Origin of the sequence: Staphylococcus roterodami, assembly GCA_022493055.1 — a bacterium.
Taxonomy (GTDB): domain Bacteria; phylum Bacillota; class Bacilli; order Staphylococcales; family Staphylococcaceae; genus Staphylococcus; species Staphylococcus singaporensis.
Genome location: CP092781.1, coordinates 2,411,204 through 2,426,051, shown reverse-complemented (window position 1 = coordinate 2,426,051; position 14,848 = coordinate 2,411,204). Strand labels below are relative to the sequence as shown.

The 14,848-nt window shown below is 32.1% G+C and carries 15 protein-coding genes and 1 pseudogene; 10 read left to right on the top strand and 6 right to left on the bottom strand.

The window, feature by feature from the left end; genetic code table 11:
* Nucleotides 1-80: 80 nt before the first annotated feature.
* Nucleotides 81-494 carry a hypothetical protein gene (locus tag ML436_11925; protein ID UMT77825.1) on the bottom strand — a complete coding sequence of 138 codons (414 nt, stop codon included), beginning with the start codon at nucleotides 492-494 and terminating at the stop codon, nucleotides 81-83.
* The gene (locus tag ML436_11920; GenBank protein ID UMT79519.1) at nucleotides 494-982 is read right to left on the bottom strand and encodes a thioesterase family protein; all 489 of its coding nucleotides are present in this window, start codon (nucleotides 980-982) and stop codon (nucleotides 494-496) included. The genes ML436_11925 and ML436_11920 overlap by 1 nt, the downstream gene beginning before the upstream one ends.
* 96 nt (nucleotides 983-1,078) lie before the next feature.
* On the opposite strand from ML436_11920, the gene corA reads away from it, so the two are divergent.
* Both corA and fni read left to right on the top strand, forming a co-directional pair.
* Nucleotides 1,079-2,026, top strand: coding sequence for a magnesium/cobalt transporter CorA (corA, locus tag ML436_11915; protein ID UMT77824.1), 948 nt, complete (start codon nucleotides 1,079-1,081; stop codon nucleotides 2,024-2,026).
* A 30-nt stretch (nucleotides 2,027-2,056) separates the two neighbouring features.
* Nucleotides 2,057-3,106, top strand: coding sequence for a type 2 isopentenyl-diphosphate Delta-isomerase (fni, locus tag ML436_11910; protein UMT77823.1), 1,050 nt, complete (start codon nucleotides 2,057-2,059; stop codon nucleotides 3,104-3,106).
* Nucleotides 3,107-3,146: 40 nt separating this feature from the next.
* Here fni and gltS read toward each other — a convergent pair whose 3' ends face one another.
* Both gltS and ML436_11900 read right to left on the bottom strand, forming a co-directional pair.
* Complete coding sequence (gltS, locus tag ML436_11905) at nucleotides 3,147-4,355, bottom strand: sodium/glutamate symporter (GenBank protein ID UMT77822.1); 1,209 nt, start codon at nucleotides 4,353-4,355, stop codon at nucleotides 3,147-3,149.
* Between the two features lie 324 nt (nucleotides 4,356-4,679).
* Nucleotides 4,680-5,288 carry a DNA-3-methyladenine glycosylase gene (locus ML436_11900; GenBank protein ID UMT77821.1) on the bottom strand — a complete coding sequence of 203 codons (609 nt, stop codon included), beginning with the start codon at nucleotides 5,286-5,288 and terminating at the stop codon, nucleotides 4,680-4,682.
* Nucleotides 5,289-5,700: 412 nt separating this feature from the next.
* On the opposite strand from ML436_11900, the gene ML436_11895 reads away from it, so the two are divergent.
* From ML436_11895 to ML436_11870, 6 genes and pseudogenes are all read left to right on the top strand, one after another.
* Nucleotides 5,701-6,339 carry a DUF805 domain-containing protein gene (locus ML436_11895; protein UMT77820.1) on the top strand — a complete coding sequence of 213 codons (639 nt, stop codon included), beginning with the start codon at nucleotides 5,701-5,703 and terminating at the stop codon, nucleotides 6,337-6,339.
* Between the two features lie 197 nt (nucleotides 6,340-6,536).
* Nucleotides 6,537-7,436, top strand: coding sequence for an ABC transporter ATP-binding protein (locus tag ML436_11890; protein UMT77819.1), 900 nt, complete (start codon nucleotides 6,537-6,539; stop codon nucleotides 7,434-7,436).
* Nucleotides 7,429-8,661 carry an ABC transporter permease gene (locus ML436_11885; protein ID UMT77818.1) on the top strand — a complete coding sequence of 411 codons (1,233 nt, stop codon included), beginning with the start codon at nucleotides 7,429-7,431 and terminating at the stop codon, nucleotides 8,659-8,661. The genes ML436_11890 and ML436_11885 overlap by 8 nt, the downstream gene beginning before the upstream one ends.
* Nucleotides 8,649-8,846 (top strand): annotated as a pseudogene (locus ML436_11880) (hypothetical protein). The gene ML436_11885 and the pseudogene ML436_11880 overlap by 13 nt, the downstream one beginning before the upstream one ends.
* Nucleotides 8,847-8,879: 33 nt before the next feature.
* Nucleotides 8,880-9,206 (top strand): YnfA family protein, encoded by a 327-nt coding sequence (locus ML436_11875; protein UMT77817.1) that lies wholly within the window; start codon nucleotides 8,880-8,882, stop codon nucleotides 9,204-9,206.
* Between the two features lie 29 nt (nucleotides 9,207-9,235).
* Nucleotides 9,236-10,255: a galactose mutarotase gene (locus ML436_11870; GenBank protein ID UMT77816.1), complete on the top strand. Its 1,020-nt coding sequence runs from the start codon at nucleotides 9,236-9,238 to the stop codon at nucleotides 10,253-10,255.
* Between the two features lie 256 nt (nucleotides 10,256-10,511).
* Here the strand turns inward: ML436_11870 and ML436_11865 are convergent, their stop codons facing one another.
* Nucleotides 10,512-11,165 (bottom strand): MOSC domain-containing protein, encoded by a 654-nt coding sequence (locus tag ML436_11865; GenBank protein ID UMT77815.1) that lies wholly within the window; start codon nucleotides 11,163-11,165, stop codon nucleotides 10,512-10,514.
* 171 nt (nucleotides 11,166-11,336) lie between these two features.
* Here ML436_11865 and ML436_11860 point away from each other — a divergent pair, with 171 nt between their 5' ends.
* Nucleotides 11,337-12,023 carry a ribose 5-phosphate isomerase A gene (locus ML436_11860; GenBank protein ID UMT77814.1) on the top strand — a complete coding sequence of 229 codons (687 nt, stop codon included), beginning with the start codon at nucleotides 11,337-11,339 and terminating at the stop codon, nucleotides 12,021-12,023.
* A 58-nt stretch (nucleotides 12,024-12,081) separates the two neighbouring features.
* Here ML436_11860 and ML436_11855 read toward each other — a convergent pair whose 3' ends face one another.
* Nucleotides 12,082-13,344, bottom strand: a complete 1,263-nt coding sequence (locus ML436_11855) for a CPBP family intramembrane metalloprotease (GenBank protein ID UMT77813.1) — start codon at nucleotides 13,342-13,344, stop codon at nucleotides 12,082-12,084.
* Between the two features lie 289 nt (nucleotides 13,345-13,633).
* Between ML436_11855 and hutG the strand changes: the two genes are divergently transcribed.
* Nucleotides 13,634-14,569, top strand: coding sequence for a formimidoylglutamase (hutG, locus tag ML436_11850; GenBank protein UMT77812.1), 936 nt, complete (start codon nucleotides 13,634-13,636; stop codon nucleotides 14,567-14,569).
* The last annotated feature ends 279 nt before the right edge of the window (nucleotides 14,570-14,848 follow it).

Here is a 14,848-nt window from a genome sequence, read left to right as displayed (position 1 = left end):
AAGATATTTGACTTGAATTTATAACTGGGTTTTATTGTTTGTTAAATTGACAGAAATTTTAATACGTTGTAACGATGATCCTAATTTGAATGAAAATCACCAATAAGCGTGTTTATATGCGTAATTATAAAGTATTGTCCTTTAAGTTGATAAAATTGATCTAAAAAACTATCAAATTGACGTGGAATATCATTCAATTCTGCAAAATTAAATGTTTCCTCATGATTGCGATGCGTTATTTTGTTTTGGAATTTATCATAAAGTTCTAGGAACTGTTGATCTTCAAACTGTTGCTCTACAATTGTCATTATATTATCAATTGCTTGTTTTTGACCTTGGACATAAGCCATGTGTATGCCACGCTTAAGTAGTTGATTAGCTGGTCCATTTATAAATAGACCTTTTTGTGCATTTAGTTCTGTGAGCTCATACTTTACATCATCTAATAAATCTAATAATTCAATATGAATTTTTTGTTGTAATGCATCTGTCATCATAATGCTCCTTTGTGTGGTATTGCTATTTTATGACCCAATTGTTCAGGCCAAGTGATAGTAGGTTGATTTTTATAGTACTTTTCGATTTGTGAAATGAATGATTCTGGAAATGCGTCAGAACGACGTGTTAGTTGGTTAATTCCCATCATCATGACTTCATTTGTTGATGCTAGTTTACCATCTTCTTTAGTTAATGTTAAAAATAAATGCAAACGTTTATAATCATAGTCGTATATGTACAGCGTAACAGTAAATATATCGTCAAGAGATAATTCTGAAAGGTAAGTTGTATGTTCTTCTAGGGTGAATAAGGTGAATTTTAAATGTTCACGTTCTTCTAAGGACATGCCATGACTGTAGTTAAATAGATTAACAACATGACTGAAAATGATATTGTAATTCGCATCATGCATGTGATTGTTATGATCAATTAAATCAGTTGTTACAGTTTGGGTATGTGTGAAAAGTTGTTTGATAATAACCAGCTCCTTAGTGACTATCATACTAAAATAAATTGTGACATACACGTTATTTAATTCGTGATAAAATAATAATGAATTCGTTGTTTAGGGGGAGTATGGATGGCTTTAACGATACGGTATCAAACAGCACACCAACCATTTAGCGTGGTTAATCATGTTGAAGATATACCAAAAGATGCTACAATCATTTGGTATGATTTTGATGTACCGAATGAAAAAGAAAATGAATGGTTTAAAGCACATTTTAAGTTTAATGATTTAGAAGTGGATGATGCAATCAATGGCATGCCACGTGCTAAATATAAATCTTACAAAGATTATCAGTATGTTGTTTTTCATAGTATTATTGGTGCAGACTATTCACCAATCGCGTTAAATATTTTTATACAAGACAATGTATTAGTCACATATCATCATCAAACGTTAGAATCATTAAATAAAGTTGTCTATAAATATATGAATACTTTAGATCCGGAATTGGATTGCGCTGATGTAGTTATATTAACCTTGGATATGATGGTGGATAAATATTTCAACTTTGTATATTCACTCGAAGATAGTGTCTACAATTTTGAAGATCGCCATGTCGATGATCGATTCAATAAAATGGTAATGGACAGTGTGTTTAAATTACGCTCTGACTTGATTAAAGTAAAACGTGTCTTGTTTCCGATGCAAGAACTTATTGATACAATGAAACAAAATGGTGACTTGATTATAGATGATAAACACTCGTTATATATACAGCATATCGATGACCACTTGATTAAACAACGAAATATCATTAGAACAGCACAAGAAATGACTAATGAGATTCGAGAGAATTTTGAGTCATACACTTCATTTAGAATGAATAATATTATGCAAGTACTAACATTAGTATCAGTTATTTTTTCACCATTAACATTCATTGCAGGGATTTATGGTATGAACTTTGTAAATATGCCAGCCTTACGATTACATTATGGTTATTATATTTGCTTAGCTGTAATGTTTGTCATAGCTGTTGTTTTAGTAATCTTTTTCAAACGTAAAAAATGGTTTTAATTTAGAAATGATGAAAAGGTAGGTATGATCATGAGTGATTTTCAAAGAGAACAGAGAAAAAATGAACATGTTGAAATAGCAATGGCACAATCTGATGCACTACGGTCAGATTTTGATAAAATGCGCTTTGTACACCATTCAATTCCGTCCATCAATGTGGAAGATATCGATTTGACGTCACAAACACCTGATTTAACGATGGCATATCCGATATACATCAATGCTATGACGGGTGGTAGTGAGTGGACGAAAAATATCAATGAGAAATTAGCAGTTGTAGCGAGAGAAACTGGTTTGGCTATGGCAGTAGGATCTACTCATGCGGCATTAAGAAATCCACGCATGGCTGAAACATTTACAATAGCAAGAGAAACAAACCCTAATGGCACAATATTTAGTAATGTTGGTGCAGATGTGCCTGTAGATAAAGCGTTAGAAGCGGTAGAATTGCTAGAAGCACAAGCGTTACAGATTCATGTCAATTCGCCTCAGGAGCTCGTCATGCCAGAAGGAAACCGTACATTCGAAACTTGGTTAGATAATATAGCTGCGATTGTAGCACGTGTATCTGTTCCAGTAATTGTAAAAGAAGTTGGATTTGGTATGAGTAAAGAGTTAATGCATGATTTACAACAAATTGGTGTTAAGTATGTTGATGTTAGTGGTAAAGGTGGTACTAATTTCGTAGATATTGAAAATGAGCGTCGTACTAATAAAGATATGGATTACTTATCTTCGTGGGGACAATCTACAGTCGAATCATTACTTGAAACAACTGCTTATCAAGGTGAAATATCAGTATTTGCTAGTGGTGGTTTACGTACACCACTTGATGCAATTAAAAGTTTAGCTCTTGGTGCAAAAGCAGCAGGGATGTCACGTCCGTTTTTAAATCAAGTTGAAAAGAATGGCATTACACATACAGTAGAGTATGTAGAATCATTTATAGACCATATGAAAGCAATTATGACGATGTTAAATGCTAAAAATATAGATGATCTAACACAAAAACAGCTCGTGTTTAGTCCGGAATTAATGTCGTGGATTGAGCAACGTGGTTTAAATATACATCGAGGATAGTATAAAAAGAGGAGGCGTTCGCCTCCTCTTTTTATAGTGTTTAACTAAACCATTGAATGAATCCCATAATGACGATAACGCCAATTAAATCGATTAGGAATGCTCCTACTATAGGTACTACTAAATATGCTTTAGGTGAGTTTCCATATTTTTTAGTAATAACATCTAAATTTGCCATGGCATTTGGTGTAGCTCCTAGTCCATGTCCAATAAAACCACCAACCATTACTGCAGCATCATAATCTTTTCCTAAACCTCTAAATAAAATTAAGACAGCAAATAAAATCATAACGATTACTTGAACTAAAACGATAATGATAAGAGGTATAGCAAGTTTGTATATTTCAGTAAGTTGAATGCTCATTAATGCAAGAGATAAGAATATACCTAATGCGACATCACCAATTTGATTAGTGATTTTTAAATCGACAATATTGAAGTTGAAGCTTTCGGAAATATTTCTAACAATAACAGCGACGAATAATGAGCCAACATAAATTGGAACATTAATACCCGTTTGATCTGTAAATAAATGACTAAAATAGCTTCCTACAGCCATGCAGAAAACTACAATTGTAAATTGGATAAAGAATACTTCAGTTCCATTATATTTACTATGTAAATGTTCGTTATAAGTTACTTGACTATAATCTTTAAACGTATCATCACTATGTTGTGGCTTTAAGTTATAACGTTTAATTAAAAACTTAACTACTGGACCACCTATAAGACCACCGAATACCAGACCTAAAGTTGCAGCTGCAAGTGCCGCAGTTAATGCTGAATCAATACCCAGTTCTTGAATGGTTTTACCATAAGCAGCCGCATTGCCATGTCCACCTTCCATTGACATAGAACCGGCAGTTAATCCCAGTAATGGCTTAATATTCAATACTTTAGCTAGTGATACACCAACTAAATTTTGGATGACAGAAATGATGGCACAAAACATAAAGTATAATAGTAAGACTTTGCCACCAAGTTTGAACAATTTTAAAGATGCACCAAGTCCGATTGTAGTAAAGAATGCTAACATAAAGAAATCTTGAATGAATGAAGCATCTAATTTAATCTTAACCATACCGAATGAATCTAAAGTAGCAACCAAAATAGCGAAGATTAACCCACCAATTACTGGGGCAGGTATACAAATGCGTTTTAAGAAGTTTACATGATTTACGATAGCCTGACCAAGTAAGTAGAGTACGCAGGCTAAACATAATGTTGTAATTGCATTTAGTTCTATCATTTTATAATCCCCCTTGCTAAATATCCCGCACCCTAAAGTAAAGCGCTTGAAATTGTAAGCGCTATAAAAGGGCACTTTTATCATTATACATGCAACAAATCAATATTTCTAGTTTTTGAAAATAATAGAATTAATATTAATGCATATAAGTTTAATAATTATAAATGATTAAATTGATATGTTTTACAATTAAGAGCAAGTTTCTAGTAAAGGGAAATTTTAGAGAAAGGGGGAATAAAATAGAAAGTCAACCAACCTTCATATTGAATGAAATAATTGCTTGACTTGTTGATAGATAGTTTTCATTTGCTATTAAAATTATATTTACTTCCACGTATCTTCGGGAAACATACAATCTGATTTACGCATGCGAGACACAAATGGGTTTCCTTTTACTGTGTAACGTAATGCTTTATGAGTCCAGTCTCCCTTATTTGGAATACCAATTCTTGGACTAGCAACAATATCTTTAGGATATTTACGATTCTTTGTATCAATAGATAATCTACAATCATTTAGCGTTGCACCGTCAATAGAACGTGGGATGTTAAATGCCTTAGTCCATTTTCCTGGGCCATTCGTTACTTCGTAGCCTTTCTTCCCTCTGTTACGGAACATAGCAGACAAACCGTCTTCTGGTTCAATTGCGCGGATAAGTACGCCTTCAGGTATGCCTTCAGATTTAGTTACAAAATTAATGAGTAAATGCGTATGCATGACATGTGCATAAATTGTACCACCACGCTTATATAGAGATGTCACTTTTGGTGTTACTTTACCACTAAAACCATGAGCTGCAAGATCATCAAATCCTAAGTAAGCTTCTGTTTCCACAATATAGCCAGTATAAGTTTGTGCCTCATCTTGATAAATTACTTTAACACCTAAAAGGTTTTTGGCAATTTTTCTCGTATCATTATTAACAAAATCCATATTATTCTCCTTGGCAATTATATGATTAATTTAAATAAAAATGAAAAACATATTTTTATTGTGGTAATTGTTTGTTAAACTAGTATTGTTAAGAATTATAAAAATATTAAGTATTTACTTTGATGCTGATATTAAAATAACAAATATAATGTCAAATTTTGATGTAATTAGTTAATCAGAGTTTGTTATTAGTATAATTAACCTTGTGTGTACTTTCAAATGGGGGAAACAGTAATTGACACATTTAATGCATTTGTATTTCTAAAATAGTGACAGGAAAGATTCAGCTGCAACTATTTTTTGTGTATGGTAGAGATTACTGTAGAAATATGTCTAGTTAATGAATCAAATACTTCATAACAGTAACAATGATTAAAAATATAAATATGATTAATGAAAGGGAGAAATTGCAATGGAACAATTACCTCAAGTAGGTTTTAAAAAATCATTCGTATTATTTTGGAAAAATTATGTTAACTTTACAGGAAGATCAAGACGTAGTGAATATTGGTATATGATGCTATGGCATTTAATATTTTTACTTCCTGCTTTCTTCGTGTTCCTTATGGGAATAATATTTCTAGGTATAGGTGAAGAAGTACATATTGAAGTATTATCTATGTTTGGTGTGATGATATTCATACTTACAGTTATATATATGTTTGCCTATTTTTTAGCAACGATTATTCCAAATTTGGCATTAAGCGTTCGAAGATTCCATGATATATCAAGAACAATGGTATTACCAATTATAATGTTTGCATATGGTATTGTATTCTCTATAGTAGCGCAGTGTATCGAATCATATTATGATAATGATTTAATGTATATGCCAATTGGAATTTTAATTTTGTTAATACTTCTTTATCTTATTTATTTTGGACTTTCAGTTACAATGATAGTATTCCTATGCTTTGACAGTAAGCCGGCAAATAAATATGGCGAAAGCCCAAAATACCCATCTACAATTAAAAAACAACCAGAAGCAGCTGGAACATCTGAAACATTAGAAACACCGAAAACACCGGAAGAAACAGATAATCAATTGTAATGATATAAATATCTCAGCAGATTGTTGCTGGGATATTTTTTTGCAAATGAAGCATTAGAACAATGAAAAGAGTTTTCCAAACATTAATGACTCTAAATATGAGTCATTTTCAACCTTGAAAATTTAAAAAATATTGTATGTAAAGTGTATAGAAATGTTATATTAAGATAAATAGATATTATTTTAGGAGGTAAAAGATGGGACTTGTAATTGAACATGTTACAAAACGTTTTGGTAAGATGACGGCAGTAAATGATATTTCATTAGAGTTAGAATCAGGCAAAATGTTAGGCTTTCTAGGAAGAAATGGTGCAGGTAAAACAACGACATTTCGTATGATTTTAGGCTTAAGTGAACCAACAGAAGGACACATTACGTATAACGGTAAAAAACTAGATAAAACAATGTACAATCGTATTGGTTATTTACCGGAAGAACGCGGTTTACATGGGAAATTGACAGTTGAAGAAGAATTGAAATATTTGGCAACTTTAAAGGGAATGTCAAAAGCAGAAATACAACAACAAATATCTTATTGGCTTGAGCGTTTTGATATTACTGAAAATCGCAAAAAGCGAATTGATAGTCTATCAAAAGGGAATCAACAAAAAATTCAGCTGTTAGCAAGTATGTTACATAAACCAGAATTACTAATATTAGATGAGCCTTTCAGTGGTCTAGATCCGGTCAATGTTGAACTGTTGAAAGAAGCAGTTAAAGATTTAAATGATGAGGGCAGTACGATTGTTTATAGCTCACACCGTATGGAGCATGTTGAAGAATTATGTGATGATGTTTGTATTTTAGATAAAGGTCAATTAGTTGTTTCTGGTGATATCAAACATGTACGCGCTTCTAATGGTAACAAGAAAGTTGTCATTGAATCAGAAACAACACTACCAGATTTATCGCAAATAGATGGCATCATTCAAAGTGAAAACATGAAGAAAGGTCTTCAGTTGACGATTGAGAATGAAGACGTAGCCAAAAATATTTATCAAGTTGTTACTCAACAAGGATATGTTAAACGATTCCAAGTTGTAGAGCCATCATTACAAGATATATTCATTGCGAAAGTAGGTGGCAAGGATGAATAAGTTTTGGGCGACATTCAGTTTGACTTATATTAATAAAATTAAAGCAAAATCATTTATTATTTTTATGGTTATCATTGCAATCTTAATGATTGGTCTTTCAAATATCGATAAGATTATAAATATGTTTGATGATGGACCAGATAAAATTGGTGTGGCAGCACCGAATGAACAAATTTATAATGCATTTAAGCAGCAGGGAAAAGCGTTTCAAAGTGATACTAAATATACAAAAGTCTCTAAAGAAAACGCTGAAAAGCAAGTGAAAAACCATAAACTCGATAAAGCTTATGTTATCAATTTGAATAAAGATAATACATTACAAGCGACCATTATAAGTGAGAAACGTGTAAGTAAAGAGGATTCGCAAAAAGTGACTGCTTTATTAACAACAATTCAAACGAACTTTATTGCTACCGAATTAAATATTAATAAGCAAGACTTACAAAAATTACAAGCACAAAGTAAAGTTAACAATAAAATTGTTTCTAAAGATGAAGTTGATAAAGTATCTGAAGGACAAAAGATTTTTAACTATGCATTGGCATATGGCATTATCTTTTTAATGTTCTTTGTCATTTTAAATTATGCATCTCAAATAGCAATGGAAATCGCTAGTGAGAAGACATCACGCGTAATTGAAATGATTATTACTAGTATTTCTCCTGTTCAGCATATCTTTGCTAAAATTTTAGGTGTGATTGCAGTTGCCTTGACTCAGATTATTTTAATTGTATTGATGGCAGTTGTATGTATTTATGCATTTGATTTAAAAGACTTACTTAAAGGCTTTAATGTTGAAATGAATCAATTATCTTGGCAAATTATTATTGTCGGAATTATAAGTAGTATTGTTGGAATCATGGCGTATGTATTACTTGCAGCCATTCTTGGATCATTAACATCTAGAATTGAAGATTTAAATCAGTCTATGATGCCAATGACATTACTTGGTTTGATTGCATTTTATATCGCGATGTTTACGATTAATAATCCTGATGGGAAATTTGCGATGATCACAAGTTATATTCCATTTTTAGCGCCGTTTCAGTTAGTTGTACGTGCCCAAACTTCAGCGCTTCAAATCCATGAAGTAATTATAAGTTCTTTAATTTCAATTGCAATGGTAGCAGTCTTATTGTGGGTAGCAATTAAAACATATAAAGATTCAGTACTGACATTTGAACGTGGCTTATTTAATTCAATGAAACGTGTATTCAAACAATAAAACATAGTAAGAGTGACACACATTTATCATAATAAAATGATGATGTAAGCGTGTTACTCTTATTTTTTTGAATTTATCTATAGAATAATGCCTAAAAAAGTGTACAATATGTATGTGAAAACGAACTTTTTAAATGGGAATGTGAAGTAATAAGTTTTATTAATAAATACAATGCAATTGATTGAATGTCTTTTGGAACTACATAATGGAGTGATGTAATGTTATATCCAATTTTTATATTTATATTAGCAGGAATATGTGAAATAGGTGGGGGATACCTTATTTGGCTGTGGCTTAGGGAAGGACAGTCATCACTATTTGGTCTGATAGGTGGCGTGGTTTTAATGTTATATGGTGTTATTGCAACATTTCAATCATATCCGACATTCGGTAGAGTCTATGCTGCATATGGTGGCGTGTTTATTATTATGAGTTTAATTTTCGCAATGATTGTTGATAAACAAATGCCGGATAAGTATGACGTTATAGGTGCAATCATTTGTATTGTAGGTGTTTTAGTAATGTTGCTACCCAGCAGAGCTTAAACACGTGTGGTTAGAAGGGAGAAGTAAAAATGATAGTTGAAGTTGAACATCAAAGACATGGTGTAGATTTAATCAAAATTGATAATGATGAAACTAAAATTATTTTTACGAATTATGGAGCGAGAGTAGTATCTTGGAAATATCATGATAATAATATTGTTTTGGGGAATGTTGTTGAAGCAGATGAATTCTATCACAATAATCCATTTAAATTTGGTGCTTCAATTGGTAGGTATAGTGGGAGAATTGACAATGCTAATTTCCAGTTGAATAGTAAGCAGTATCAGTTAGAGCAAAATAATGGAGAACATCATTTACATGGTGGGTGTAACGGTTTAGATAGTAAGTTATTTGATTATGAAATTAGAAATGAAATTGCTCAAATAAAGGTGATTTTTAAAACTGTGTTGAGATCAACAGACGATCATTTCCCAGGTGATATAAATGTAACGATTACACATATTTATGATGCCGATCATCAATGGTCTATTGAATATGAAGCAGTTGCAACAGAAGATACGTTATTTAATCCTACAAATCATGTGTATTTTAATTTGAATAGAGATAATAATGTAGTTGATAATCATCGTATTTCTAGTAAGCAGTTGGATATGTATTTATTAGATGATAGAAACATTGTTACTGGTGAAGTTCTCGATTTACATGAGATATTTGAACATAATAAAATCAAGTTAAGTGATATTTTTACGTCACAACATCCTCAACTAAGAGAACAGATGACAAGTTTTGGTGGGTTAGACCATCCATTTACTGTTGGTGAACATAAGATGTTTGTTGAAAATCATGAATTTTCATTAGAGGTAGATACAGATATGCCACATGTTGTATTTTTTACTTTTAATCATCCTGATGAATGGGAAAGTTCATTTAATATTTATAAACCACACTCTGGCTTTACGTTGGAAACACAATTTTTACCAAATGATATTAATTTATATGGTGATACGGCGCCATCCATTTTAAAAGCTGGCGTAGTATTTAAATCGACAACTAGTTTCCGCATTCAAGAAAAAGTTGATAATGAATAAAGTCCTTGTTGGCTGTCTGATAGCTTCAATTGAAGTTTGAACTATGCGATTGCAACATAGTTATTTGAAGTCATACGGGCAATACAATTTATAAGTACGTTAATAATATAAGTGGAATACTTTATATAAATATAGGAATCAACCGAACGACATGGTGGTATTTAAAATGGTAGCATTGCTAATGAACTAACATTTAATGTCGAGGTTGATTCCTTTTTATCATAGTTATTTAACTTTGAAACAAATTTATAACTAATTATTTTAATGTTCTATCATACATTTTTTGAAGCTTTTCGCGTCGTGCAGGAGATAAGTATGGATTATTGAGTGCTTGTAAGAGCATTGTTTGGTTTTGTCTGTCGTTATAATATAAGTGATTTAGTTGCTGAATGGACATACGATGTTCAATGGGTGCCTCTTTAATCAAATATAGTTGATCATTGGGTGTAACATAACCTTGCTTTAATACACGGAAATAGAATCCTGTTTTTCCAGAAGTAGACATGCGCTTCACTAAATCAGGGATATTATACTTTGCTTGTATTTTCCAACAAGGTTCTCGAATTTCAGAAACTTCGATGACCGCTTCTCCTAAATGATATTGATTGCCGAAAAAAACATCAGCTTCGTCTAAATTTTCAAAGGTTAAATTTTCTCCAAACATGGCATGGGTAGGTAATTCAATAAGGTCATTAAGATACATATTATAGTTATGTTTACTAAATCCACAAACAGCTTTATGAGGACCTCCATGGTCTTTATATGCTTGTTCATCACCTGAAAAACCTATTGTTGATAACCATGTTCTTTCTTTAATTGCGGTTTTATCTAATGCTGAGCGCATGGGTCTTTTGGTGCTATAAGGTAAATCTTGTATTTTCCCAGTCGATATTGCATGAATTGCTATCATGTCATTCTCCTTAGAGTGAAGTTTAAAATATATTGTACTATAAAAACTTTATTTTTATACGAATGTTGATTGAATTGTTTTAAAAAATGTTAGAAATAAGGGTATGTTAATTTATACTGGTCATGTAAAATATTAATTGAATAGATTACAGAAATATGGGAGGCTACCCGCATGAAAGATGTCAAAGCACTTAAGTTGATGACGTTGGATGATGTTTTAAGCCAAATCAATGGTGATATGGTACTTGGAATTGGTACAGGAAGTACGATGGAATTGCTGTTGCCGAAAATGGCGGAACTAATTAAAAATCGAGGTTACAATATTACTGGTGTTTGTACTTCAAATAAAATTGCATTTCTAGCTAAAGAATTAGGCATTAAAATTTGTGAAATTAATGATGTGGATCATATTGATTTAGCAATTGATGGTGCAGATGAAGTGGATCCGTCTTTAAATATTATTAAAGGTGGGGGTGGTGCTTTGTTTAGAGAAAAAGTTATCGATGAAATGGCGTCACGTTTTGTTGTTGTTGTTGATGAAACTAAAATTGTACGATATTTAGGAGAAACTTTTAAGTTACCAGTAGAAGTTGACAAATTTAATTGGTATCACATTTTACGTAAAATTGAATCATATGCTGATATTAAAGTAGAACGTCGTGTAAATGAAGATGTTGCCTTTATAACAGATAATGGTAACTATATTTTAGACTGTCAACTTCCAGAAGGTATTGACCCATATCAATTCCATGAATATTTAATTCATCTGACTGGAGTATTTGAGACAGGATATTTCTTAGATATGGCAGATCAAGTTATTGTAGGTACTCAAGATGGTGTGAAAATTTTAGAAAAATAATATATAAAAAGCGCTTGCTAGCATCTATTAAAGTGATGATTTAGCAAGCGCTTTGTTATTATTTGTTTGTGTCTGTTGATTGTTCTTCAGTCTTTTCGATATGTTTTTCTGCATCGATTACCACCGATGAACGTCGATCATCTTTATAAGTTGAAGGTTCTTTCAATGACGAATTTTTATCATCATTTGCATTGTTTGTATCAACTTCAGTTTGGATGTTTTTGTTTTGATCTGCAGATTCAGTTGCTTCTGGAGCGATTACTCTTTCCTCGTCTTCTATTGCTGCAGATTGATTTTCTGAATGACCTACTTCTGATGTTGGATTATCCTCTAGATTCACATTTGCTTCTTCATCTGATGTAGTTACATTATCGTGTTTAGCAATGCCAGCTGTTGTTGCAGTTACTGCACCCGCAGTTGCTGCTTTTTCTGCTTTGTGATCTTGAGTATTAGTTTTGTCGTCTTTTACGTCTTCTGCTTCTGCGTCATCATTGATATGGTCTAAATAATTATTAGGTTCAACTTCATCAAGACTTCGTTTAGTTGTTAAGTATGCAATGCCTCGGATAATTAAACTTAATCCAATGTATGCTACCGCAACGATTGATGTTGAAATTGCAATGACTTTGATTGAAAATAAATCGCCGATTTCTTCACTAAACAAGAAAACAAGTCCAAATGTCATAGAAGCATGGAATATAGTTGCAATGTAAATTGTACGTCCTTTTGTAGCCCTTATTAATTCACCAAGTATCATTGAGAATGAAAATGTATAAAGGAAATTATAAGCTGCAAATTCTGTACCATATGTTGTATTTGCTGAGAAAACAGAATAAATTAAACCAACAACGATACTTGCAAAGAATGTGTTCATTTTCGTTTCAACAATATTTTGTAAGTATGAACGGAAACCAAATTCTACTACAAAGGCCATTAAAATATGACCGATTAATATGTGTGTGATAGGTACCGATAAATCTGTTGATTGTAATAAGATAAAGCTATCAGCAAAGGTATTAAAGCTAAACATTCCGATAATCAAAATAATTAAAGGTAGAATTAATGCTAATAAAATACGCTCAATAACTTTTAAACTTATTGTGAACTTTAAACCTGCAAGTTGAACTTTTTTATATTTGAAAACGAGTATACAGACGATTGCAGCAATCAAAGGTGCTAAATCAGTGACTTCAAATATAAAGTGTTTTACACCAATTCTAGACTGGAAATCTCTAAGCATAATGGATAGAGCCATTGTAATGACAAAGAATACGAAAATCGTCATTGCCCATTGAAAACCAGAAATTTTATTGTTTTTCATTATATGTAACCTCCATTAGGTAACAAGCAAAATATCTTTTAGTAACAATTATACATATTACAAGCCAAGAGATAAATTGTCTATGTCAATATTAATGAAAATGTAATAGTCTTGACGTATTTTATTAATATAAATTGGGAAAGTATCCGTTAATGTGTGGAAAATAGGGGTAAAGGTTATTTAGATAAGTATTTTTAAGATACGGACTAAACTATTAATTGAATTCAAAATTTGCTATACGTTATACTTTAATTGTTAATAAACCACTTGAATAAGAGGGGGAAACGCTGTGTACAAGCTAGGTGAACCAAATTTATGGACTGGAAGATTAGATAGTGAATCAGACCCGAAAAAATTTAGACATTTTCAAACAGTAACGTTTCAAGATTTGTCAGTAGTGGAAAAAAAGACATCGCCATCTGGTGTAGGAATATTAGGTTATGCCGTTGATGAAGGTGTTGCTTTGAATAAGGGGCGTATTGGTGCAAAAGAAGGACCGGATGCGATTAAACATGCATTTGCTGGATTACCAGATTTGAATCAATGTGAAACTTTAGTCGATTATGGAAATGTTTATCATGATCACGATGCGCTCATTGATACACAAAAAGAATTTGCGACACTTGCAGCAAAATCAATCGTTAATCATAGGCAAACATTTTTATTAGGCGGTGGACATGATATTGCGTATGCACAATATTTAGCTACGCGTAAAGTTTATCCAACACAGTCAATCGGTGTGATTAACATTGATGCGCATTTTGATACTCGTGCTGAACAAGAACCAACATCTGGTACGAGTTTTAGACAAATTTTAGAAGAGGATGACAATACTGATTATTTAGTTCTTGGTATAGCTCAAGGTGGTAATACGCAAAGTTTATTTGATTATGCTAAAGAGAAGAAGATTGATTATGTCTTTGCAGATGAATTATTAAACCATGTGTCGCCACCTATTAAAGATATGATTGAGCGTTTTGTGCATGAACATGACATCATTATGTTTACGATTTGTATGGATGTCATTGATAGCGCATTTGCACCAGGGGTAAGTGCGCCTGCAGTGTTAGGTTTGTACCCGCATACGGTCTTTGAATTGGCAAAACGAATTATACCTAGTGAAAAGGTGAGTTCTATTAGTATTGCAGAAATGAATCCGACGTATGATGCAGACAATAGAACAGCAAAGCTCGTTGCTAATTTAGTGCATCACTTTTTAAAATAATCTTATAAATATTATGTGTAACGAGATTTGCGTTAATGATAGGTTGTGTCAATTTCATACTAGTAAGTATAAAGGTATTGTTATTTTTGTAAGATATTAGCAGTAAGAAGATTTCTGATTTGAAGTCATCTTACTGCTAGTTTTTGGTGTTTGGAGATTGTATGCTCATATAAATAAGATATGAATTTAAAAATTATATTGTCACGATGTTCACAAAACTGCATAAGAGGCTCTAATAACTTAAGTTAAGAAGACAGAATACAGTTGGCTACGCAACTG